Below are 19,899 nucleotides of genomic sequence, written 5' to 3'. Positions count from 1 at the left end.
AGGCAGCCGGCATGGCGCAAGATGGAATCATCATGAGTGCAAAACCCGCCTGTCTCTGTGCCGCGCTGATCGGCCCGCTGATCTGCCAGGCCGTGCACGCGGCTGAGCTACCGAAGTCTCCCGCCTGCCGCATGGCGCTGCAGGCGCTGGAACAGGCGGAAGACGCGCTCGCGGACGCGAAGTCCACGCCGTCGCTGACCTCTGCGCCCGACGTGCAGCGCCAGCATCTCGTGACGGCCAAACTGCGGCCGCTGCGCCAGCGCGTCGCGGACGCCTGCCTCGGCGGCATGACGTCATCGCCGCCGCCGTCACAGCACACCTTGATTGTTCCTTCGACGCCGCGTGTTGCACCTGCTGCGCCGCCGGCGCGGCTCGCCACCCCGCAGGTGGGCTCGGAGCCGCTGCTGCGCTGGCAGCCGCCGGTCACAGTGACGAACTGCTCCGGCGCCACCTGCACGGCCAGCGACGGCTCCACGCTGACGCGCGTCGGGCAGACGCTGGTCGGCCCGCGGGGTGCATGCACGCTGCAGGGCAGCTTCCTGAACTGCCCTTGAGTCCGTTCAGCCCTGGCGCCACTGCAGCGGCGTCTCGTTGGTGATGTCCGTCGACCGTGGCCGTTCGGCGTCGAGCGGGCGCAGCTCCAGCGTCAGGCCGACGGCCAGGCAGGGGTTCTGCGCGGCCAGCGCGGCGGCTTCGTCCAGGCTGGCCGCGACGATGAACCAGTAGCCGCCAACGATCTCCTTGGTTTCGGCGAATGGCCCGTCGGTGATCAGCTGATGGGTGATGACCTTGCCCGCCGAGGCCAGCCGGCTGCCCGGCTTCATGCGGCCGCTGGCGAGGTGGCTTTCGTACCAGACGTAGAACTGGTCGATGGCGCGCTGGACGTCTTCGTGGCTGGCGTGCTCGTCCCACTGGCCGCGGGAGATGACGAGGTAGTCGTGCTTGGGCTGGTCCATGGCCGGATGCTACGGGGCTCACGGCTGCGCGTGATGTCACAAATCCCGCGGCCGTTTCGTCATGGGAGGATGCCCATCGAAAGGCCTGCCATGACCGACGACCCATCCCCTGCCGCCCGCGCGCGCCGCTTCGACAGTGACCACGCCCGCCGCCTGCGCGCACTCGCCTACCGCATGCTCGGCTCGCGCGCCGAGGCCGAGGACATCGTGCAGGAGGCCTGGCTGCGCTGGGCCGAGGTGGACGAAGCGACCGTCGATCACGCCGGCGCCTTCCTGTCGCGGCTGGTCACCAACCTGTGCCTGGACAAGCTGCGCTCCGCCGCCCATCAGCGCGAGCAGTACGTGGGCGTGTGGCTGCCGGAGCCGATGCTGGAGGACGAGGCCTTGTTCGGCTGGGCGCCCGGCCCCGAGAAGCAGGCCGAGTTCGCGCAGGACGTGTCGATCGCCTTCATGCTGGCGCTGGAACGGCTGTCGCCGCTGGAGCGCGCGGCCTTCCTGCTGCACGACGTGTTTGATCTCGATTACGACGAGATCGCCCGCCACCTCGACCGCAGCGAGGCCGCCTGCAGACAGCTCATCAGCCGTGCGCGCAAGAACATCAAGGCCGACTACGCGCGTCGCGAGGTGGCGAAGGAAGAGGCCGAGCGCCTGGTGACGGCCTTCATGGACGCCGTGCGCAGCCGCGACGTGGCGGGCCTCGCGCTGCTGCTGGCCGAAGACGCCGTGCTGATGGCCGACGGCGGCGGCAAGGTCAGCGCCGTGCCGAAGCCGCTGCACGGTGGCGCCGTCATCGCGCGCACCTTCATCGGCTTCGCGCAGATGCCCACCAGCGCCGCGTGGCGCTTGCTGCCGGCGACAGTCAACGGCCTGCCGGGCCTGCTCATCGTCGACGACGCGGCCGGTGGCCGTCTCGTGCAGACCATCGCGCTGGCGCCTGGCGCGGCGCAGGGGCAGGTCGGCGCGGTCTACATCCAGCGCAATCCGGACAAGCTGAGCGCCATCGCGTCACAAACCGCCGGGCTGCTCCGTCTTGAAGATGAGGCCAGCACATCTGCCGGCCCGCAACACGCCAAGGACACACCGACATGAGCACGCACGAACCCCGCCTCGACTACTCTCGCCTCAGCGCCGAACTGTTCAAGAAGTACCTCGACTTCAGCATGGCGTTCAAGATGGACGAGACGCTGGCCATCCTCGTCGACATCCGCGCTTCGCAGCTGAACGGCTGCGCGTTCTGCCTGGACATGCACGTCAAGCAGGCCAAGATCCACGGCGAGCGCGAGCTGCGCCTGCATCACGTGGCGATCTGGCGCGAGTCGCCGCTGTTCACGCCGAAGGAACGCGCCGCGCTGGCCTGGACCGAGGCACTGACGCGCATCGCGCCCGAGGGCATCTCCGACGCCGCCTACGCCGAGGTGCGCGAGCAGTTCGCGGAGGCCGAGCTGTCCGACCTGACCTGGCGCGTCGCCGCCATCAACGGCTGGAACCGCCTGAACGTCGCCTTCCGCAACATGCCGGGGTCCAAGGACAAGATGTACGGGCTGGACAAGGCCGGGCTGAACTGAGCGCGCTCAGCGACCGGCCTGGATCATCTTCCAGCCATTGCCCGACGGATCGCGGAAGCCGGCGTCGACGTTGCCATAGCGCTCGGTCGGCTCCTGCGTGAACTCGACGCCGCGCTCGCGCAGCTGCGCATAGACGGCGCGGCAGTCGGACACCTGCAGCACCAGTGGCGGCATCGCGCCCTTGGCGACCATTGCGTTCAGCGTCTGCGCGGTGGCCTCGTCGTGCACCGGCGGGCCGGGCTGGAACAGGCCCAGCTGGAAGCCGGGCTGGTCGGGGTGCTGCACGGTCAGCCAGCGGTAAGGGCCGTTGCCGACATCGGTGTGGACACGAAAGCCCAGCTTGCCGACGTAGAAGTCGAGCGCTTCGGATTGGTCACGCACGTAGAGGCCGACGACCTGGATGCCTTGGATCATTTGGGTTGCTCCTGGTTTGGAGGCTCGTTTGTATCGTCGGCCTCGCGGCGGCGCTTCTCCGAAACTGCCATCTTGAGATGCGGCCGCTGCGACGCGCTCAGCACGCAGGCCGGCATGCGGCCCAGCTCGGGCGCCAGGTCGCGGGCCTGCTCGCGAATGGCGCTGGGGCTGGCGCCGGTGATGTCGCGAAAGATGCGGCCGAACGTGCCCAGGCTGGCCCAGCCGGTCAGGAAGGCGATATCGGTGACAGGCAGGTCGGTCTCGCGCAGCAGTGCCACGGCGCGCTCGATGCGGCGCGTCAGCAGGTAGCGGTGCGGCGGCACGCCGAAGGCCTGCTTGAATGAGCGCGCGAAATGCGCTTCGGACACATGGCTGACGGCGGCCAGCCGCTCGACCGGCCAGTCTTCGTGCGAGGCCGCATCCATGCGGTCCTTGGCGCGCAGCAGGCGGCGCAGCAGGTCGGGGGCCTGGGGCGGCGGGAACATGGCGTGGATTGTCGGCCGCTATGCTGTGAGCACCATGAAGCTGCCCACCACGCTCGCGCTCCTCGTCACCCTCGGGGCTGCCGCGACAACCCACGCCCAGGCGCCGGCCGATCCTGTCGCCACCCTCGTCAACCAGCTCGAGCTGGATCGCTACAAGGCCACCGTCAAGGGCCTGACGCAGTTCGGCGATCGCCGCCAGGGCACGGCGCGCAACCGCGCGGCGCTGGACTGGATCGAAGCGCAGCTGAAAAGCTACGGCTGCACGAACACCGAGCGGCTGCGCTACGACTTCACCGAACCCGTGAAACGCGGCCCGGTACAACTGCAGCCGCTGCGCGCCGGCGGCCCGGCGGCGCAGGGCGGTGGCACGCTGTTCGGCAAGCGTGCGCCCATCGGCGTCAACACCGACCCGCTGGCCCAGCCCGACGAGAAGCTGCGCGCGCTGAACGCGGAGCAGACGCCGCTGGGCACGTCGCCACGCGAGAGCGTCTACTGCACCAAGGTCGGCACGACCAGGCCCGACGAGATGTACATCGTCTCGGCGCACATGGATGGCATCGGCTTCGGCGAGGCTGCCAACGACGACGGCTCGGGCACGGCGCTGGTCATGGAACTGGCGCGCGTCTTCAACGCGCAGGGCGTGACGACGGAGCGCTCCATCCGCTTCATCTTCTGGAACAACGAGGAGACCGGCCTGAACGGCGCCTACGCCTACGTGGCACAGCGCAAGGACCTGCAGGGCATCGAGTCGCCCGCCGGCTCGGGCCGCTACCCGGAGCCGAAGTGGCTGGGCGTCATCCAGCACGACATGCTGCTGTTTGACCACGGCATGCCCATCCCGAAACTCGACGCCGCCGGCAAGCCCGTGCTTGACGCGCGCGGCCAGCCGGTCTACACGGCGCCGAAAGAGCAGCGCGCCGAGGCCGACGTGAACATCGAATTCCAGGTCAACGCCAAGCAGGCCGACGGCGCCGCGAAGCTTGCCTGGGCGCTGCGCGCCGCCAACGAGATGTACGCGACCGACTACCCGGCCGCGGTCGGCAACCGCATGACCAACACCGACTCCACGCCGTTCATGGACTGGGCGCCGGCCATCTCCGTGCGCGAGAACGAGCGCGGCATGCAGATCGGCGCCGGCTGGAACCCGCACTGGCACCAGCCGACCGACCTGTACTCGACCTACTCGGACAAGGACTTCCTGCTCGGCCTCAACGCCGCGCAGACGACCTTGGCCGCCGTGGCGCAGCTGGCGGGGGCCAAGGTCAAGCCCTGACCCCAAGTCCTTCACGAGAGCTTCGTGTTTTCCCGCATTCGCGGGGATGTAATCGCGTTTCAACTCGATACAGTTGCGTCCATCGCGCGGTTGCTAACGGCACTCATGCGCGGGCACACAGATGCCGCAGGGGCGCACGCCCCCAGCTGAAGCAGGGAAGGGCTGACGGACTGGAAAAGTCTGCAGCCCGACAGGGGTCCACCGTGCTGGACCATCCAATCATCGATGTCGTGCGGGCGGCTGTCGTCGCTTCCGTCGCGGCGTGCCTTGCCTGCCTGCAACGTGGAAACCAACACTGCTTTCGCTCCGATTCATGACTTCGTCGCGGAACCCGCACGCGACTCTGCCGACCTGATCGTCGAGGCGCTCGAAGCGCTGGGCGTGGAATACGTCTTCGGCGTGCCCGGTGGCGCCATCGAGCCGCTGTACAACGCGCTGGCCCGCAGCGGCCGGCGTGGCGGCCCGCAGGCCGTGGTCGCCCGCAACGAGCAGGGTGCCGCCTACATGGCCGACGGCTATGCCCGCGAGACCGGCAAGCTGGGCGTGTGCATCGCCACCTCGGGCCCCGGCGCCACCAACCTCATCACGGGTGTCGCCTGCTCGTACGACAACAACGTGCCCGTCCTGGTCATCACCGGCCAGCCGCCGATCAAGAACTTTGGCAAGGGCGCGCTGCAGGAGTCCAGCTGCACGGGCATCAACACGATGGCGATGTTCCGCCCGTGCACCCGCTACAACTCGCTGGTCTCGCACGCCGAGCAGCTGCCCACCAAGCTGTTCAACGCCATCATGCAGGCGCAGCGCGCGCCCAGCGGGCCCAGCCACCTGTCCATCCCCGTGGACATCATGCGCGAGCCGCTGCCCGCCGGCCTGGAGATGCCCGACTTCGCCGGCCTGCTGCGCCGCGCGCCCGCCCTGGTGGACCTGCCGGCCGTGCGCCAGCTGGCGCGGCTGCTGTTCTCGGCGCGCCAGCCGGTCTGGCTGATCGGCGACGGCTGCGGCGAGGCGGCCAATGACCTGATGCAGCTGGTGCAGCGCACAGAAGGCCACTTCATCGCCACGCCCGACGGCAAGGGCTTCATCAACCCGCGCCATCCACGCTTTCGCGGCGTGTTCGGCTTCGGCGGCCACGCCAGTGCGGCCGAGCTGCTGCGGGCGGAGCCCGACCTCGTCATCGCGCTGGGCACGGGCTTCGGCGAGTTCAACAGCGGCGGCTGGTCCACGGCACTGCTGAACAGCCGCCTCGTCCACGTCGATGACAGCGACGAGAACCTGATGCGCTCGCCGATGGCGCGGCTGCATGTGCGCGGGCACATCAAGTCAGTCTGCGAGCAGTTGATCGCGCTGCTCGCGCCTTCTCAGCAAGGGCAGGAAGCGCAGCTGCTGCCCTTCACGCACCCGCAGATGGCGCGCCAGGCCTTCGAGGCGATGGTCGACAGCCCGCAGGCGCTGCGTGGCGACGGCGAGCCGGTCAAGCCTCAGCGCCTGCTCGCGGCGCTGGGCGAGCGCTGCGCGCCGCAGACGCGCTTCGTCGCCGACGCCGGCAACAGCGCCGCCTGGGCCGTGCACTACCTCGCGCCGCGGGACCAGCGCAGCAGCCGCATGCCTGGCGGCGCCTACCTGCCGGCCGGCAAGGAGCGGCGCACGCGCCCGTCCAGCTGGCTGCGCGTGACGATGGACTTCGCGCCCATGGGCTGGGCCATCGGCTCGGCCGTGGGCATCGCGCTCGCCAACCGGCGCTGCCCTGTGGTCTGCCTGACGGGCGACGGCAGCTACCTGATGAACGGCCAGGAGATCACGGTCGCTGCCGAGCTGGGGCTGCCGGTGCTTTACGTGGTGCTGAACGACGGTGCGCTGGGCATGGTCAAGCACGGCCAGCGGCTGGCCGGCGCGGAGCCCATCGGCTTCCAGCTGCCCAAGGTCGACTTCGCCGCGATGGCCATGGCCATGGGCATTCCGGGGCATGTCGTGCACTCGTCCCACGACCTGGATGCGCTCGACTTCGACGCGCTGCTGTCGCGCCCGGGCCCCACGCTGCTGGATGTGCGCATCGACGGTGAAGAAGTGCCGCCGATGAACCTGCGCATGAAGACGCTGGGCACGGCCCGATGAGCGCGCTGCATACGCGGATCTGGCAGGAAGACCCTGAGCCCGCCAACCCCTTCGCGGCGCGCGCCGCACGCTGCCATGGTTACGACGTCTACGGTGAGATGCTGGGTCGTGCAGGCTGGGTGGACATGCTCTTCCTGCTGCTGCGCGGCGAGGCGCCCTGGCCCGAGCAGGCCGAGCTGCTTGAGATGCTTGCCGTGGCACTGGCCAATGCCGGCCCGCGCGACGGTGCGGTGCACGCGGCCATGGCTGCCGCCGTGGGCGGCGCACCCGCGGCGGCGGCGCTGATCGCGGCGCTGTCGGTCGGGGCCGGGCGGCACGATGGCGCGCGCGATGTCTTCGATGCGATGACGGGCTGGGCCGAATGCGGCTTCGATCTGCCCGCGTGGCAGCAGCGGCTGGCTGCCAGCGCGCCGGCGCGGCTGGATCTCTGGCCGGACAGCGGCCGCGCGCCCGGGTTCGACCCGCACGGCCGCGGTACGGCCGGCATCGTGCTGCAGGCGCTGCAGGCCATGGCCGGCCTGGCGCAGGCGGAGCGTCTGCGCTGGCTGGCCCGCCATCGCGCCGAGCTGGAGGCCGCAGCCGGCCTGCCGCTGGCGATGAGCGGCGTCGCGGCCGCGGCGCTGGCCGACCTCGGCTTCAGCCCCGAGCAGGGCGAGATGCTGTTCCTGCTGCTGCGCCTGCCCGGCGCCGCGGCGCACGCGCTGGAGCAACGCGAACTGGGCTTCAAGCAGTTCCCGTTTCCGCAGGTCGAGCTGGAAGGCGTGGCGGCATGAACGGACCCGAATTGCTCTCCGAACACGCGGGGGTGTTCCGCACCTGCGTCGGCGCCTGCTGGCCCGGCTCACACGCCGTCTTCCGCGGCCAGGACCTGCACCGTGACCTGGCCGGCATCGGCTGGATGGATCTGTTCCTGCTGGGCATCACCGGCAGGCGCTTCGCCGCGAACGAACTGCGCCTGCTGGACGGCATGTGGGCCCTGACGGCCTACCCGGACACGCGGCTGTGGAACAACCGCGTCGCTGCGCTGACGGCCAGCGCGCGCAGCCTGCCGTCGCTGGGCCTGGCGGCCGGCATCGCGGCGAGCGACGCTCGCGTGTTCGGTGGCGGCCCGGCCTTCTTCTCCATCGACTTCTTCCTTCGCGCCGGTGAAAGGCAGCGCGCGGGCGACGACGTGGAAGCCATCGTCGCGGCGGAGCTGGCCGAGCGACGCCGCATCCTCGGCTACGGCCGGCCGATGAGTTCCACCGACGAGCGTCTGCCGCCGCTGCTGGCCCTGGCCGCGCGCGAAGGCCTGGCCGATGGCCGGCACTTCCGCCTCGCGCTGGACGTCGAGCAGGCGCTGTTGCGCCGCAAGCCATTCCTCAAGCTCAACTACGCCGGCGCCACCGCGGCACTCGCCGCGGATCTCGGTCTCACGGCGCGGCAGTACCAGCTTTACAACGTCTTCAAGACCATGGCCGGCATGCCGCCCTGTTTCGTCGAAGCCTCGGAAAAACCCGAGGGCGCGCTGATGCCAACGCCTTGCTCGAATGTGATTTATGAGGGTCATCCCCGGCGCAATTGGTCAGAAACACGGACTGCCCGCCACTCATAATCGCGGCCCCGAAACCCCCTTCAGCAGGTGCCGTATGCCTCGTGGTTCTGCAGGTCTTGTCGGTCTGGTTGCGGCCCTGGCGTTCGCTCCTGCCGCCGTGCTTGCGCAGAGCGATGAGGACGAATTGGCGCTGGCCTATGGTGACCAACGTTCGGTGAGCATTGCTGCGGGCAGCCTGCAGCCGCTACGGCAGGCGCCGGCGGTGGCCAGTGTCATCACGGCCGAGGCCATCCGCGCGATGGGGGCCATCGATCTTGACGAGGTGCTGCAGTCGGTGGCCGGCCTGCACGTGGGGCGGGCGGCCAACCAGTACATGCCGCTCTATATCTTCCGCGGCATCTACAGCCAGTTCGGCTCGCAGGTGCTGGTGCTGCAGAACGGCGTGCCGATGACGACGGTCTTCGTCGGCAACAAGGGCAATATGTGGGCGGGCTACCCCGTCGAGCACATCGCGCGCATCGAGGTCATCCGCGGCCCGGGCTCGGCGCTGTACGGCGCGGACGCGTTCGCCGGCGTCATCAACATCATCACCAAGAGCGCGGCCGACACGCCCGGCACCAGTGCCGGCGCCCGTGCCGGTTCATTCAACACGCGTGACGCCTGGGTGCTGCACGGGGGCAAGCTGGGCGCGCTGGACGTGTCGGCCTACCTTCGCGTGGGCGGCACCGATGGCGCTCACAGCATCATCGAGAAGGACGCGGCGCAGGCCTCGGTGACGCGTGCGCCCGGCTCCATCAACGTCGGCCACGATGCGGTCGACGGCAACCTCGAACTGGGCTGGGGCGGCTGGCGTGCCCACGTGGGCTACAAGCTGCGCAGCAACATCGGCACCGGGGCCGGCGTGGCGCAGGCACTGGACCCCACCGGCAAGAGCCGCAGCGCACGCACGCATGCCGACGTCAGCTGGACCGAGCCGCGGGTCACCTCGGACTGGGGGCTGGGCCTGCAGGCCAGCTTCCTGCACTACTCCGAAGTCGCGACGACCAACTACGTGCTGCTGCCCGCGGGCACGACGCTCGGGGCCGGCAACGTCTTCACCGACGGCCTCATCGGCGGCCCCAACAAGGCCGAGCGGCAGGTGCGCCTGTCGGCCTACGCGACCTACGCCGGCTTCAACGGCCACAGCATCCGGCTCGGCGTGGGCCACGATGACCTCGATCTGTACAAGACCACCGAGTACAAGAACTTCAACCCGAACTACAGCCGCATCGGCACCGGCAGCTGGGCCGACGTGACGGACTTTTCCAACACGACGCTGAAGTTCATGCTGCCGCAGCAGCGCCAGGTGAGCTACGTCTATGCCCAGGACGAGTGGCGCTTCCACCCGGACTGGATCGTGACCGCCGGCGTGCGCCACGACCACTACTCCGACTTCGGCTCCACGACCAACCCGCGCGTGGCCCTCGTCTGGAGCGCGGCCTACGACCTGACGGCCAAGCTGCTCTACGGCCAGGCCTTCCGCGCCCCGTCGTTCAACGAGCAGTACAGCATCAACAACCCGGTCATCGGCGGCAACCCGGCGGTCAAGCCCGAGACCATCCGCACCACCGAGGCCGCGCTGGCCTGGACGCCGGACGACACGCTGCAGGTCAACCTGAGCCTCTTCAGCTACGAGATGCGCAACATCATCCGCAGCGTGCCCAACTCGCCTGCGCCGCCGGCCAACATGATCCAGAACAGCGGCGGGCAGGATGGCCGCGGCGCCGAGCTGGAGGTCGTCTGGGACGCCTTGCGCGGCCTGCGGCTGTCGGGCAACCTGGCCTTGCAGCGCTCCGTCGACGATGCCACGCGCGTGGACGCCGGCTACGCGCCGCACCGCCACGCCTACCTGCAGGCCGACTGGGCCATGGCGCGCGGCTGCACCGTCAGCGGCCAGGTGAACTACGTGGCGGGCCGCATGCGGCCCGCTGGCGATGCCCGGGCGCCGATCAAGGACTACACGACGCTGGACCTGTCGGCGCGCACGCGTGTCGCCAGCTCCGACTGGGAACTGGCGCTGGTGCTGCGCAACCTCTTCGCCGCCGATGCCCGCGAGCCCAGCCTGGCCGGCGGCGGCATCATCAACGACCTGCCGGTCGCGCCGCGCGCGGCCTATGTGCAGCTGCAGTACCGCCACTGATCCCCCTAAGTCGCGTCGCCGCCCCTTTGCATAATCCCGCCCACCCCTCCCGGCCCTGCACCGCAGTCCTCTTGTTTTGATCGACCCCGGCAGCCTCGCTACAGCCACTCGCCGCGCCTTGTTGCGACAAGCGGTCGGTGGTGCCGTGGTCCTGGCCGGTGGTGCCGCCGTGGCGGCCGAGGCGCGTTCGCTCGCCGTTGTCTACCCCGAGCTGGGCGAGCCGTTCAGGCAGGTCTTCGCCGCCATCCTCGAAGGCATCGAGGACCGTGTCGGCAACGCGCTGTCCAGCTTCGCGGTGGCCAGCAGCGCCAACCCGGCGCAGGTCGTCGACGACATCCGCCGGCGCGACCCGCAGGTGCTCATCGGCCTGGGCCGTGGCGGCATGCGCATCGCCAGCGCGTTGGCGGGCGAGATGGCCGTGATGGTGGGCTGCGTCGTGTCGGTGCAGGAGACCGAGGCGCGCAGCTTCCCGGTCCACACGCTGGCGCCCGACCCGGCGCTGATGCTGGCTCGGCTCAAGAAGCTGCGCCCGGGCGCGCGGCGCGTGCACGTCGTCTACGACCCGCGCGTGAACGCCTGGCTCGTCAGGCTGGCCCGCGACGCCGCCCGTGCCGAAGGCCTGGAACTGCTGGCCCAGGAGGCCGCCGACCCCGCCGAGGCCTTGCGCGCCTACACGCAGCTGATGGCCGCCGCCGACCCGGCCCGCGACGCGCTGTGGCTGCCGCAGGACCCCACCACCGTGGATGACAACGCCGTGCTGTCGCTGGTGCTCAAGGAGGGCTGGAACCGCAACGTCGCCGTGTTCTCCAGCCATCTGGCCCACGTGAAACGCGGCGCGTTGTTCTCGCTCTACCCCGACAACCGCGAACTGGGCCGCTCGCTGGCCGCCTCGGCCCTGCGCCTGGCCGCGACGCCCAAGTCCGCCGCCCCAGGGGTGTTGCCGTTGCGGCAGGCGCTCGCCGCCCTCAACATCCGTACCGCTGCCCATCTGGGCATCGATGTGGCCGCTGCGCAATCGAACTTCGACCTGGTCTATCCGTCCAACTGATGCCTACGCACCATCTCGACAGCCAGCCCCCGGCCAGCATCCTGCCGGACGAGGCGCAACTGCCGCCAGCCGCGCTGCCACGGCCGTGGCTGCTGCGGGTCTGCGTGCGCTGGCTGCGCGAAGCCTCGTTCCGCCGCCACCTGAGCCTGGCCGTCGCGCTGGGCACGCTGAGCCTGGCGCTGCTGATGGCCGCGGTCAACGCCTGGCAGGGCGGCCGGCAGGTGCGCGCCATGCTGCTGGAGCAGGGCGGCCGCGTGGCGGCCAACCTGGCGTCCAACAGCTCGCTGGCGTTGATCTACGCCGCCGCCGACAACGCCGAGGAGGCCGTGCGTTCGTCGCTGACCTTCCCCGACGTGATGGGCATCGAGATCCGCGACACGCGTGGCCGGCTGCTGATGGGCCTGGGCGCCGCGCGCGACAGCCGGCCGGTGGTCGCGCCGCCGGCCGGGGCCGCCAGCGCGCCCTGGCTGGACGACGAGACCGAGGACAGCTGGACCTTCGCCGCGCCGGTCTGGACCCGGCCCGAGGCGTCGCCGTTCGAGGTCACGCTGCGCCCGGCCCAGCTGCTGGGCCATGTGCGCGTCATCCAGAGCAAGGCCGCGCTGCAGCGCACGCAGGCGTCGCTGTTCATCGCCAACTTCGGCGTGGCGCTGTTGTTCGCGGGGCTGTTCCTGGTGGCGGTGCGCTTCCTGGCGCTGCGGCTGACACAGCCGCTGGCGGCGCTGGCTGCGGCGATGGAGAAGGTCGAGCGCGGCGACAACGATGCCCGCGCACCGGCCGGCGGCCCGCGCGATATCGCCGCCATGGCCCACACCTTCAACCGCATGATCGCCGCGTTGCAGGAGCGCGAGACCGAGCTGGGCGCCCATCGCGACCACCTGGAAGAACTGGTGCGCGCCCGCACGCTGGAGCTCAGCGTGGCCAAGGAACGCGCCGAGGTGGCCAGCCGGGCCAAGAGCCAGTTCCTGGCGCGCATGAGCCACGAGCTGCGCACGCCGCTGAACGCGGTCATGGGCTACGCGCAGATCCTGAAGATGGACAACGGCATCACGCCCAAGCAGCGCAACGGGCTGGACATCATCCACAGCAGCGGCCAGCACCTGCTGACTCTGATCGTGGACATCCTGGACCTGTCCGCCATCGAGGCCGGCAAGGCCGAGCTGCGCCTCGGGCCGGTGGACCTGAGCTCGCGCCTGAACGCGGTGGCCGACATCGTGCGCGTGATGGCCGTCGACAAGCAGATCCAGCTGGACCTGCAGCTCGACCCGGCGCTGCCCACCACCGTGCTGGCCGACGACAAGCGCCTCAGCCAGATCCTGCTGAACCTGCTGGGTAATGCGGTGAAGTTCACCTACGTCGGCGGCGTGACGCTGCGCGTGCAGACGCTGCCGGCGGCCGACACGCTGCCGGGCCACGTGATGTTGCGCTTCGACGTGCAGGACAGCGGCGTCGGCATCGCCAACGACCAGGTCGAACGCCTGTTCGAGCCTTTCGAGCAGGCCGGCAACGCCGAGCAGCGCGTCGGCGGCACGGGGCTGGGCCTGGCCATCAGCCGGCAACTGGTGCGCATGATGGGTGGCGAGATCCGGCTGGAGAGCCGGCTGGGCGAGGGCAGCCGGTTCTGGTTCGACATCAGCGTGCCGGTGGCCTGACGGCGACCGGCGGCCTCAGTTGCGCGCGTGCGTGACGCGGTAGCCCGCCACGCCGGGCAGCTCGTGCAGGCCGTCGGTGAAACGGCACAGCGTCTCGCCCTTGAAGTTGCGCTTGGCGGTGCAGACAAAGCGCCATTCCTCCTGGTCGCCGAACTGCTCGATGCTCAGCGAACCGGGCGCGAAGCGGTAACCCAGGTCGTTGGTGAAGCGGGCCAGCTCGTCCTGCGTGAAGCGCCGGCCGGGCTCGCCGCGCAGCATCACCGCGATGGCGGGGTGGGACGGCAACTGGTTCTCCAGCTTGGCACCCCACATCATCAGCGTGGCACACAGCAGCGTCAGCGCGATGGCGGCGAAGTAGAAGCCCATGCCTAGCACGATGCCGATGGCCGACGCGGCCCACAGCGACGCCGCTGTCGTCAGCCCGGAGATGTTCATGCCCTCGCGCATGATGACGCCGGCGCACAGGAAGCCGATGCCGGTGACCACGCCCTGGATGACGCGGGTCGGGTCGGTGAACGCCGGTAGCGCGCCGCCGGCCACATGGCCGCCGAACCATTGGTCCGGGTAGCCCACGAGGATGGTCACACCGCAGGCCGCCATGCAGACCAGCGCGTAGGTGCGCATGCCCGCCGCCCGGCCGTGATAGGCGCGCTCGTAGCCCAGCAGCAGGCCCAGCAGCATGGCGCCCACCAGGTGCATCAGCATGAGCACGTTGGCGGCCCATTGGCCGGCGGTCCAGTAGCGCAGCAGGTGGTCAGGGTCGAGCATGGCGTGGGCAGTGGCAGGGCGACCTTGCCCCGCGGCCACGCTAACCCAGTCCCGCCCCACTTGCCAGCAGGGCGGACGCGGACGGAATCAGGCCAGCGCCGTCATGCGTTCGACGAGCACGCAGCGCACCCACTTGCGTGCGGTGATCTGTGCTGTCTGCGTGCGCAGGAACTCTTCGGCCTGCGAGTTGGACGACTCGAACTCGAAGCCGCACAGCTGCACGATCTGGCTCAGCGGCCGGCTCCAGACGCGGCGCACGGAGGCGCTGAAGAGCGGCACGCCCTCGTCCTCGCCGAGCAGCAGGCGAAGCTCGTAGTGCTGGGCATCCAGCGGCGGTTCGGCCGCGGTCAGTAGTTGCAGTCCTTCCTCGCTGAGGTTGACCACCACGCCGCCGCGGGCGTCGGCCAGCCCTTGCGGCTTGATGACCCAGACCGGCAACTGCTCGTGCTCGGCGGGTACGAGGAAGAACTCGACGCGAGGGGAACGGCGTTGGTCGGTCACGGACATGGCGGTGTACTCCATTCAAGTGGCAGGCAGATGATGCAAACGCCACGCAGAAGACCAGCACCGCGTGACATCGTCGTGAAGTCGCTCGTTACCATCCGTCCCAAGAGGGACCAGTACAGCAGAAAGCGCATCATGACGCGGGCTGAAGGGATTTGGGGACGTTTGCGGCGGACGTTCGAGCTTTATGTTGACAGCGATGCCGAGTCCGCGCGCATCCGTGCCGAACATCTCGGCCAGTTGATGCGGCTGACGCCGTCGCTGATGGCGGCCAACCTGGTCGCCGGTGGCCTCGTCTGGCTGGCCGTGGGCCGTGCCGGCGGCCTGTTGCTGGCGGGTTGGCTTGGTCTGCTGCTGCTGCTGCTGGCCATGGGCATCGCAGGCTGGTGGACCCAGCGTGGTCGCGTCCGCGACACGGCCTCTAGCAAGAGCTACCGGCGCGGCAGCTGGCACGCCGCGCTGCTCGGGCTGTGCTGGGGGCTGGCGGCCGCCTTGTGGTTCGTGCCCGCCGCGCCGGCCGAGCGCGTGCTGATCGCGACGCTGGTGACGGGCATGCTGGGCGCCGGCGCCTTTGCGCTGGCCATGCTGCCGGTGGCCAGCCTGGCCTACACCTGGCTCATCGTGGCTGGCTCCCTGGTGGCGTTGTGGCGGTCCGGCGAGCCCATCCTCCTGGCCGTGGCGGTGCTGCTGCTGAGCTATGCCAGCGTTGTCTCGCTGGCGGCGATGGCGCTGGCGCGGCAGTCCACGGCGCTGCTGAGGGCGCGCTTCTCGTACGCGCGCCAGCAGCAGGTGGTGTCCCTGCTGCTCAGGGATTTCGAGGAGAACGCCAGCGATGCGCTGTGGGAGGCCGATGCCGCCGGCCGACTCGTGCATCGCTCGGCGCGCCTGGCCAGCCTGCTCGGCACGACGGAAGAGCGTCTCGGCGACGTGAAGCTGCCGCAGTGGTTTGCCGCGCGCTCGCAGCAGTCCGGGCCGCTGCTGGCCGCCTGGGCGCTGGGCCGCCCGTTCCGCGACATCAAGCTGCAGCTGGGCCGGGGCGAGCAGGCGCGCTGGTGGGCGCTGAGTGCCAAGCCCATTGCTGCAGCGGACGGCACCGGGGGCGGCTGGCGCGGCGTCATCGCCGACATCACCGAGGCCCAGCGCTTCGAGAACCAGTTGCGCATGCACGCCGAGCAGGACGCGCTGACGGGGCTGGCGAACCGGCGCAACCTGATGAACGCGGCCCAGGCGGCGATGTCGCTGGGCCGCTCCGGCTGGCTGCTGTCCATCGACCTGGACCATTTCAAGGGCATCAACGACAGCTCGGGGCATTCCACCGGCGACGAGGTGTTGCGCGTCGTTGCCGGCCGGCTGTTGGCGCTGGTGGAGGAGGGCGATCTTGTCGGCCGGCTGGGTGGCGACGAGTTCGCGATGCTGCGCCTGGGCGAGTCGCCATCGCGCGCCCCACAGGCAATGGCGGCCCTCATCATCGACAAGCTCAGCCAGCCCATCGAGATGGGCGCCAAGCGCCTGCACGTGGGCGCCAGCGTGGGCCTGGCACGGCTGGACCCCAGCGTCGCCAACGTCGAGGACCTGATGGTCAACGCCGACCTGGCGCTCTACGACGCCAAGCGCTCTGGCCGGGGCCGCAGCGTCGTCTACGCCAGCTCGCTGGGCGCCGCGAGCCGGCGCATGAACACGGTGGAGCAGGCCTTGCGCGAGGGGCTGGAGAAGCGCCAGTTCGAGCTGCACTTCCAGCCCAAGGTCGATTCGCAGAGCCTGCAGGCGCTGGGCGTGGAAGCGCTGATGCGCTGGGAGCATCCGGTGCTGGGCTCGGTGTCGCCGGGCGAATTCATCCCGGCAGCCGAACGCTGCGGCCTCATCCACGAGCTGGGCGCGTTGGCCCTGCAGCAGGCCTGCCTCGCGGCGCGCGAACTGCCGGGCCTGAACGTGGCGGTCAACGTGTCGCCGCTGCAGCTCATGGAGCCGGGCTTCATCGACAGCGTGGAGCGCGTGCTCGTACGCGCCGGCGTGGGGCCGTCGCTGCTGCACCTGGAGGTCACCGAGTCGCTGATGCTGGAAGATGCGCAGGCGGCGCTGCGCCGGCTGCATGCCTTGCGCGAACTGGGGGTGCAGGTGGCGCTCGACGACTTCGGCACCGGCTTCTCGTCGCTGGCCTACCTGCGCGCGTTCCCGTTCCACACGCTCAAGATCGACCGTTCCTTCGTGCGCTCACTCACCGAGCACGCGGACGCACGCGCCATCGTCAACACCATCGTGCGCATGGCCGGCGTGCTGGGCATGCGCACCGTCGCCGAAGGCATCGAGACCGAGCGCGAGCTGGCCGTCATCCGCGCCATTCGCTGTGACGAGGTGCAGGGTTATCTGGTGGCGCGGCCCATGCCGCTGCCCAAGTTCAAGGACTGGCTGGCCGGCCGGCCGCTGACGGGGCCGGTCGACGACATGGACTCGCGCGTCCTGCCGTGGCGTCTGACCCAGTTCTCGCCGCCGACGACGATGTTCAGCGCCGAGCCCTGAGCGCGGCGCCCCGGCCTTGCCGGCGTCAGACCGCCAGCAGCTCCACTTCGAACAGCAGCGTCGCGTTCGGCGGGATCACGCCGCCGGCGCCGTGCGCGCCGTAGCCCAGTTCGGGCGGCAGGACCAGCATGCGCGTGCCGCCGACCTTCATGCCCTGCACGCCTTCGTCCCAGCCCTGGATGACCTCGCCGCCGCCCAGGCGGAACTTGAACGGCTGGCCGCGGTCCTTGCTGGAGTCGAACTTCTTGCCGCGCATGCCGTCCTTGTAGAGCCAGCCGGTGTAGTGCACCGACACACGCTGGCCGGCAGTGGCCTCGGCGCCGTCACCGACAACGCGGTCTTCGTACTGCAGGCCGCTGGAGGCGGTGTGCAGGTTCAGCTCGACGGCCTCGGGGCCGCCGGCCAGGCCCAGCAGCTCGACCTCGAAGCACAGCGTCGCGTTCGGCGGGATGACGCCGCCGGCACCGCGCGCACCGTAGCCCAGCTCGGCCGGGATGATCAGCGTGCGCTTGCCGCCGATCTTCATGCCCTGCACGCCCTCATCCCAGCCGCGGATGACCATGCCGGCGCCCAGCTCGAACTCGAACGGGTCGTTGCGGTCCTTGCTGGAGTCGAACTTGCTCGTCTTGGCGCCGTCGACCCACAGCCAGCCGGTGTAGTGGACGGTCACGTCCTGGCCAGCCTGGGCCACCTTGCCGTCACCCTCGACGGTGTCATCAAACTGCAGGCCGCTGGGGGTGGTGTTCATGGGGGAATCCTTGAGCTGTTGGAGGGGAAGGCGGCATTGTCGCCGCCGGCGCATCAGGCCGTGAGGTGCGCGGGTTGCTTCCTGCATCAGCTGGTCAGCGCAGGTTTCCACCGCGGCGCGAGTTCGGCCAGCAGGTCGCCGACGGCTGTGCTGTTGCCGTTGGCCGGGATGCCCAGCTCGGTTGCGGCATCTCGCACGCGAGCAATGGGGTCTGACAGATCAATCGCCGCCGCGCCGTTCTGCTTCGACAGCTTGTGCCCGTCCGCCGCCAGCACCAGTGGCGTGTGCAGATAGCGCGGTGTCAGCAGCCCGAGCGCGCGTTGCAGCGCGATCTGGCGTGGCGTGTTGTCGGCGAGGTCTTCGCCGCGCACGACATCGGTGATGCCCTGCTCGGCATCGTCGACGACGACGGCGAGTTGGTAGGCCCACAGGCCATCGGCGCGCTTCAGCACGAAGTCGCCGACTTCCTTTGCAAGGTCTTGCGACTGCGTGCCGAGGCGGCGGTCCTGCCAGTCGACGCGGCCCTCGACGCGCAAGCGCCAGGCGCGCACCGGCCGGCCGTTCGTGCCGTGGCGGCAGGTGCCGGGATAGACCAGCTCGCCATGCTTGGCCCGAGGCCCCATCGCCGCGGCGATCTCGGCGCGCGTGCAGGCGCAGCCGTAGGCGTGGCCGGAAGCGATGAGCCGGTCCAGCGCCGCCTGGTAGAGGTCGCCGCGGCGGGACTGCCAGACAGGCGGCTCGTCGGGCACCAGCCCCAGCGCGGCGAGCTGGCCGAGGATGACCTCGTCCATGCCTGGCGGGCAGCGCGGCCCGTCGACGTCCTCGATGCGCACCAGCCACTGGCCGCCGTTCGCACGGGCATCCAGCCAACTCGCGAGCGCGGCGACCAGCGAGCCGGCGTGCAGCGGGCCGGTGGGCGAGGGCGCGAAGCGGCCGCGGTACCTGGCCATCAGAGGTTATGGGCGCGCCCTGCGCGGCCGAGCAGACCGTCACGGCGTCGCCAATCAAGGCGCAAAGCACAACCGTAGCTCGGGCTACGGCGAGCATTTGCAACGCCGAGTGGCGGCGTTGCGGCGGGGTGAGCGGGCGTGAGGGGCGCGTCCATGGCCTCTGTTAGAGCAGCAGCCCTTCGTGCTGCTCCAGCAGCGCCCTGCGCGTCGTCTCGCTGCGCAGCCGGTCCAGCCACCAGGCCAGGGCCCGGCCCGGCGTCTGGCCGTTGTCGCGCCAGGCGTAATGCATGACGCCAGCGCGACGGCCCTCATAGGTGGCTTTGCGCACGAGCCGGCCGGCCTCGACGTGCCGCCGCACCATGCTGGCCGGCAGGGAGCCGCAGCCCAGGCCGCGCAGCAGGGCTTCGAGCTTGGTGGCCATGGAGGGCATGGTCAGCACGTCCTGCCCGGGCAGCAGGCCCACGGTGATGGGTTTGAGCGTGCGGGCACTGTCCGCCACGGCGATGATGCGGTGCTCGGCGATCTGGACCGCCGTCAGCGGCTCCGGCAGCTCGGCAAGCGGGTGGTGCGGCGCCACGCAGAAGGCGAACTCCAGCTCACCCGCCGGCTCGCAGTGGATGGCGCTGCTGGCCGACTGGGCGGGCACACCCAGGGCCAGGTCCGCCTCGCCGCGCAGCAGGGCCTCCCACGTGCCGGCCAGCACTTCCACGCGCAGCTTCAGGCGGGTGGGCGGCGGCGTGCCGTCCTCGCAGCGCTGGGCGTAGAAAGCCTCCATCAGGTCGAACACGGCACGGCGCGCGACGGCGTCGTCCATGACCAGCGTGAGTTCGGTTTCCCAGCCCGTGGCGATGCGGCGCACGCGGTTGGCTACGGCGTCCAGCTCCTGCAGCAGGCGCCGCCCTTCGTGCAGCAGTTCCTGGCCGGCCGACGTGAGCACGGCCTGGCGCGAGCTGCGGTCGAACAGCAGCACGTCCAGCGCGTCCTCCAGCTGGCGCACGGAGTAGGTCAGCGCCGACGGCACGCGGCCCATCTCGCGCGCGGCGGCGGCGAAGCTGCCGGTGCGGGCGATGGTGTCCATCATGGACAGGGCTTCGGGTGTCAGCGCGCGGCGCTTGTCTTGCGGGTGTGACATGCGTTCAGTCTATTTGAATGGTGTCCTCAGAGCCGCTTGTCGATGGCCGAGGCCCCGGCTCC

General features: G+C 70.2%; 19 protein-coding genes and 1 pseudogene. 11 read left to right on the top strand and 9 right to left on the bottom strand.

Annotated features, from left to right (window positions below; translation table 11 throughout):
• Window positions 1-32: 32 nt before the first annotated feature.
• Window positions 33-554 carry a hypothetical protein gene (locus tag ACG04R_RS05205; protein ID WP_394406946.1) on the top strand — a complete coding sequence of 174 codons (522 nt, stop codon included), beginning with the start codon at window positions 33-35 and terminating at the stop codon, window positions 552-554.
• Between the two features lie 6 nt (window positions 555-560).
• On the opposite strand, the gene ACG04R_RS05200 is transcribed toward ACG04R_RS05205, so the two are convergent.
• The gene (locus ACG04R_RS05200) at window positions 561-956 is read right to left on the bottom strand and encodes a YciI family protein (protein ID WP_394406944.1); all 396 of its coding nucleotides are present in this window, start codon (window positions 954-956) and stop codon (window positions 561-563) included.
• Window positions 957-1,046: 90 nt separating this feature from the next.
• Here ACG04R_RS05200 and sigJ point away from each other — a divergent pair, with 90 nt between their 5' ends.
• Together sigJ and ACG04R_RS05190 are read left to right on the top strand one after the other, a co-directional pair.
• Window positions 1,047-2,045, top strand: a complete 999-nt coding sequence (gene sigJ, locus ACG04R_RS05195) for an RNA polymerase sigma factor SigJ (RefSeq protein ID WP_394406942.1) — start codon at window positions 1,047-1,049, stop codon at window positions 2,043-2,045.
• Complete coding sequence (locus ACG04R_RS05190) at window positions 2,042-2,521, top strand: carboxymuconolactone decarboxylase family protein (RefSeq protein WP_394406940.1); 480 nt, start codon at window positions 2,042-2,044, stop codon at window positions 2,519-2,521. Before sigJ ends, ACG04R_RS05190 begins: the two co-directional genes overlap by 4 nt.
• A 6-nt stretch (window positions 2,522-2,527) precedes the next feature.
• Here the strand turns inward: ACG04R_RS05190 and ACG04R_RS05185 are convergent, their stop codons facing one another.
• Both ACG04R_RS05185 and ACG04R_RS05180 read right to left on the bottom strand, forming a co-directional pair.
• Window positions 2,528-2,935 (bottom strand): VOC family protein, encoded by a 408-nt coding sequence (locus tag ACG04R_RS05185; protein WP_394406938.1) that lies wholly within the window; start codon window positions 2,933-2,935, stop codon window positions 2,528-2,530.
• Window positions 2,932-3,420, bottom strand: coding sequence for a helix-turn-helix domain-containing protein (locus ACG04R_RS05180; protein ID WP_394406936.1), 489 nt, complete (start codon window positions 3,418-3,420; stop codon window positions 2,932-2,934). The genes ACG04R_RS05185 and ACG04R_RS05180 overlap by 4 nt, the downstream gene beginning before the upstream one ends.
• 34 nt (window positions 3,421-3,454) lie before the next feature.
• Between ACG04R_RS05180 and ACG04R_RS05175 the strand changes: the two genes are divergently transcribed.
• The 7 genes from ACG04R_RS05175 to ACG04R_RS05145 all read left to right on the top strand — a co-directional run bounded on the left by ACG04R_RS05175 (window position 3,455) and on the right by ACG04R_RS05145 (window position 13,218).
• On the top strand, window positions 3,455-4,693 hold the full coding sequence (locus tag ACG04R_RS05175) for a M20/M25/M40 family metallo-hydrolase (RefSeq protein WP_394406935.1): 1,239 nt from the start codon (window positions 3,455-3,457) through the stop codon (window positions 4,691-4,693).
• A 282-nt stretch (window positions 4,694-4,975) separates the two neighbouring features.
• On the top strand, window positions 4,976-6,805 hold the full coding sequence (locus ACG04R_RS05170) for a thiamine pyrophosphate-binding protein (protein ID WP_394406933.1): 1,830 nt from the start codon (window positions 4,976-4,978) through the stop codon (window positions 6,803-6,805).
• Window positions 6,802-7,578 carry a citrate synthase family protein gene (locus ACG04R_RS05165; RefSeq protein ID WP_394406931.1) on the top strand — a complete coding sequence of 259 codons (777 nt, stop codon included), beginning with the start codon at window positions 6,802-6,804 and terminating at the stop codon, window positions 7,576-7,578. Before ACG04R_RS05170 ends, ACG04R_RS05165 begins: the two co-directional genes overlap by 4 nt.
• Window positions 7,575-8,399: a citrate synthase family protein gene (locus ACG04R_RS05160; protein ID WP_394406930.1), complete on the top strand. Its 825-nt coding sequence runs from the start codon at window positions 7,575-7,577 to the stop codon at window positions 8,397-8,399. The genes ACG04R_RS05165 and ACG04R_RS05160 overlap by 4 nt, the downstream gene beginning before the upstream one ends.
• Window positions 8,400-8,496: 97 nt before the next feature.
• Window positions 8,497-10,518, top strand: a complete 2,022-nt coding sequence (locus ACG04R_RS05155) for a TonB-dependent receptor plug domain-containing protein (RefSeq protein ID WP_394406929.1) — start codon at window positions 8,497-8,499, stop codon at window positions 10,516-10,518.
• A 118-nt stretch (window positions 10,519-10,636) separates the two neighbouring features.
• Complete coding sequence (locus ACG04R_RS05150; protein WP_394406928.1) at window positions 10,637-11,566, top strand: ABC transporter substrate binding protein; 930 nt, start codon at window positions 10,637-10,639, stop codon at window positions 11,564-11,566.
• On the top strand, window positions 11,566-13,218 hold the full coding sequence (locus ACG04R_RS05145) for an ATP-binding protein (RefSeq protein WP_394406927.1): 1,653 nt from the start codon (window positions 11,566-11,568) through the stop codon (window positions 13,216-13,218). Before ACG04R_RS05150 ends, ACG04R_RS05145 begins: the two co-directional genes overlap by 1 nt.
• A 15-nt stretch (window positions 13,219-13,233) precedes the next feature.
• On the opposite strand, the gene ACG04R_RS05140 is transcribed toward ACG04R_RS05145, so the two are convergent.
• Both ACG04R_RS05140 and ACG04R_RS05135 read right to left on the bottom strand, forming a co-directional pair.
• On the bottom strand, window positions 13,234-13,986 hold the full coding sequence (locus tag ACG04R_RS05140) for an MgtC/SapB family protein (RefSeq protein ID WP_394406925.1): 753 nt from the start codon (window positions 13,984-13,986) through the stop codon (window positions 13,234-13,236).
• Between the two features lie 87 nt (window positions 13,987-14,073).
• Window positions 14,074-14,493, bottom strand: coding sequence for a PilZ domain-containing protein (locus ACG04R_RS05135; protein ID WP_394406923.1), 420 nt, complete (start codon window positions 14,491-14,493; stop codon window positions 14,074-14,076).
• Window positions 14,494-14,655: 162 nt separating this feature from the next.
• Between ACG04R_RS05135 and ACG04R_RS05130 the strand changes: the two genes are divergently transcribed.
• The gene (locus ACG04R_RS05130) at window positions 14,656-17,007 is read left to right on the top strand and encodes a putative bifunctional diguanylate cyclase/phosphodiesterase (protein WP_394406921.1); all 2,352 of its coding nucleotides are present in this window, start codon (window positions 14,656-14,658) and stop codon (window positions 17,005-17,007) included.
• 25 nt (window positions 17,008-17,032) lie between these two features.
• On the opposite strand, the gene ACG04R_RS05125 is transcribed toward ACG04R_RS05130, so the two are convergent.
• The 4 genes and pseudogenes from ACG04R_RS05125 to ACG04R_RS05110 form a co-directional block, all read right to left on the bottom strand.
• Window positions 17,033-17,380, bottom strand: a complete 348-nt coding sequence (locus ACG04R_RS05125) for an FKBP-type peptidyl-prolyl cis-trans isomerase (protein ID WP_394407260.1) — start codon at window positions 17,378-17,380, stop codon at window positions 17,033-17,035.
• A gap of 30 nt (window positions 17,381-17,410) precedes the next feature.
• Window positions 17,411-17,755, bottom strand: a pseudogene (locus ACG04R_RS05120) (FKBP-type peptidyl-prolyl cis-trans isomerase); the annotation flags it as partial.
• An 86-nt stretch (window positions 17,756-17,841) separates the two neighbouring features.
• A complete protein-coding gene (gene gluQRS, locus ACG04R_RS05115; protein WP_394406919.1) occupies window positions 17,842-18,705 on the bottom strand; it encodes a tRNA glutamyl-Q(34) synthetase GluQRS in 864 nt (287 codons plus the stop codon).
• Between the two features lie 163 nt (window positions 18,706-18,868).
• Entirely contained in the window at window positions 18,869-19,837 is a 969-nt protein-coding gene (locus tag ACG04R_RS05110; RefSeq protein WP_394406918.1) for a LysR family transcriptional regulator, read from the bottom strand.
• Between the last annotated feature and the right edge of the window lie 62 nt (window positions 19,838-19,899).

The organism is Pelomonas candidula (assembly GCF_043555985.1).
GTDB classification, from domain to species: domain Bacteria; phylum Pseudomonadota; class Gammaproteobacteria; order Burkholderiales; family Burkholderiaceae_C; genus Pelomonas; species Pelomonas candidula.
The sequence above is the reverse complement of the archived record's forward strand: the minus strand, read 5'-3'. Positions and strand labels throughout refer to the sequence as shown.

Bases quoted from the DNA above. Each gene is read 5' to 3' on its own strand.
- sigJ (WP_394406942.1), top strand. From the start codon at position 1,047: ATGACCGACGACCCATCCCCTGCCGCCCGCGCGCGCCGCTTCGACAGT.
- ACG04R_RS05190 (WP_394406940.1), top strand. From the start codon at position 2,042: ATGAGCACGCACGAACCCCGCCTCGACTACTCTCGCCTCAGCGCCGAA.
- ACG04R_RS05135 (WP_394406923.1), bottom strand. From the start codon at position 14,493: ATGTCCGTGACCGACCAACGCCGTTCCCCTCGCGTCGAGTTCTTCCTC.
- ACG04R_RS05165 (WP_394406931.1), top strand. From the start codon at position 6,802: ATGAGCGCGCTGCATACGCGGATCTGGCAGGAAGACCCTGAGCCCGCC.
- ACG04R_RS05205 (WP_394406946.1), top strand. From the start codon at position 33: ATGAGTGCAAAACCCGCCTGTCTCTGTGCCGCGCTGATCGGCCCGCTG.
- ACG04R_RS05185 (WP_394406938.1), bottom strand. From the start codon at position 2,935: ATGATCCAAGGCATCCAGGTCGTCGGCCTCTACGTGCGTGACCAATCC.
- ACG04R_RS05145 (WP_394406927.1), top strand. From the start codon at position 11,566: ATGCCTACGCACCATCTCGACAGCCAGCCCCCGGCCAGCATCCTGCCG.
- ACG04R_RS05160 (WP_394406930.1), top strand. From the start codon at position 7,575: ATGAACGGACCCGAATTGCTCTCCGAACACGCGGGGGTGTTCCGCACC.
- ACG04R_RS05140 (WP_394406925.1), bottom strand. From the start codon at position 13,986: ATGCTCGACCCTGACCACCTGCTGCGCTACTGGACCGCCGGCCAATGG.
- ACG04R_RS05200 (WP_394406944.1), bottom strand. From the start codon at position 956: ATGGACCAGCCCAAGCACGACTACCTCGTCATCTCCCGCGGCCAGTGG.
- gluQRS (WP_394406919.1), bottom strand. From the start codon at position 18,705: ATGGCCAGGTACCGCGGCCGCTTCGCGCCCTCGCCCACCGGCCCGCTG.
- ACG04R_RS05110 (WP_394406918.1), bottom strand. From the start codon at position 19,837: ATGTCACACCCGCAAGACAAGCGCCGCGCGCTGACACCCGAAGCCCTG.
- ACG04R_RS05180 (WP_394406936.1), bottom strand. From the start codon at position 3,420: ATGTTCCCGCCGCCCCAGGCCCCCGACCTGCTGCGCCGCCTGCTGCGC.
- ACG04R_RS05175 (WP_394406935.1), top strand. From the start codon at position 3,455: ATGAAGCTGCCCACCACGCTCGCGCTCCTCGTCACCCTCGGGGCTGCC.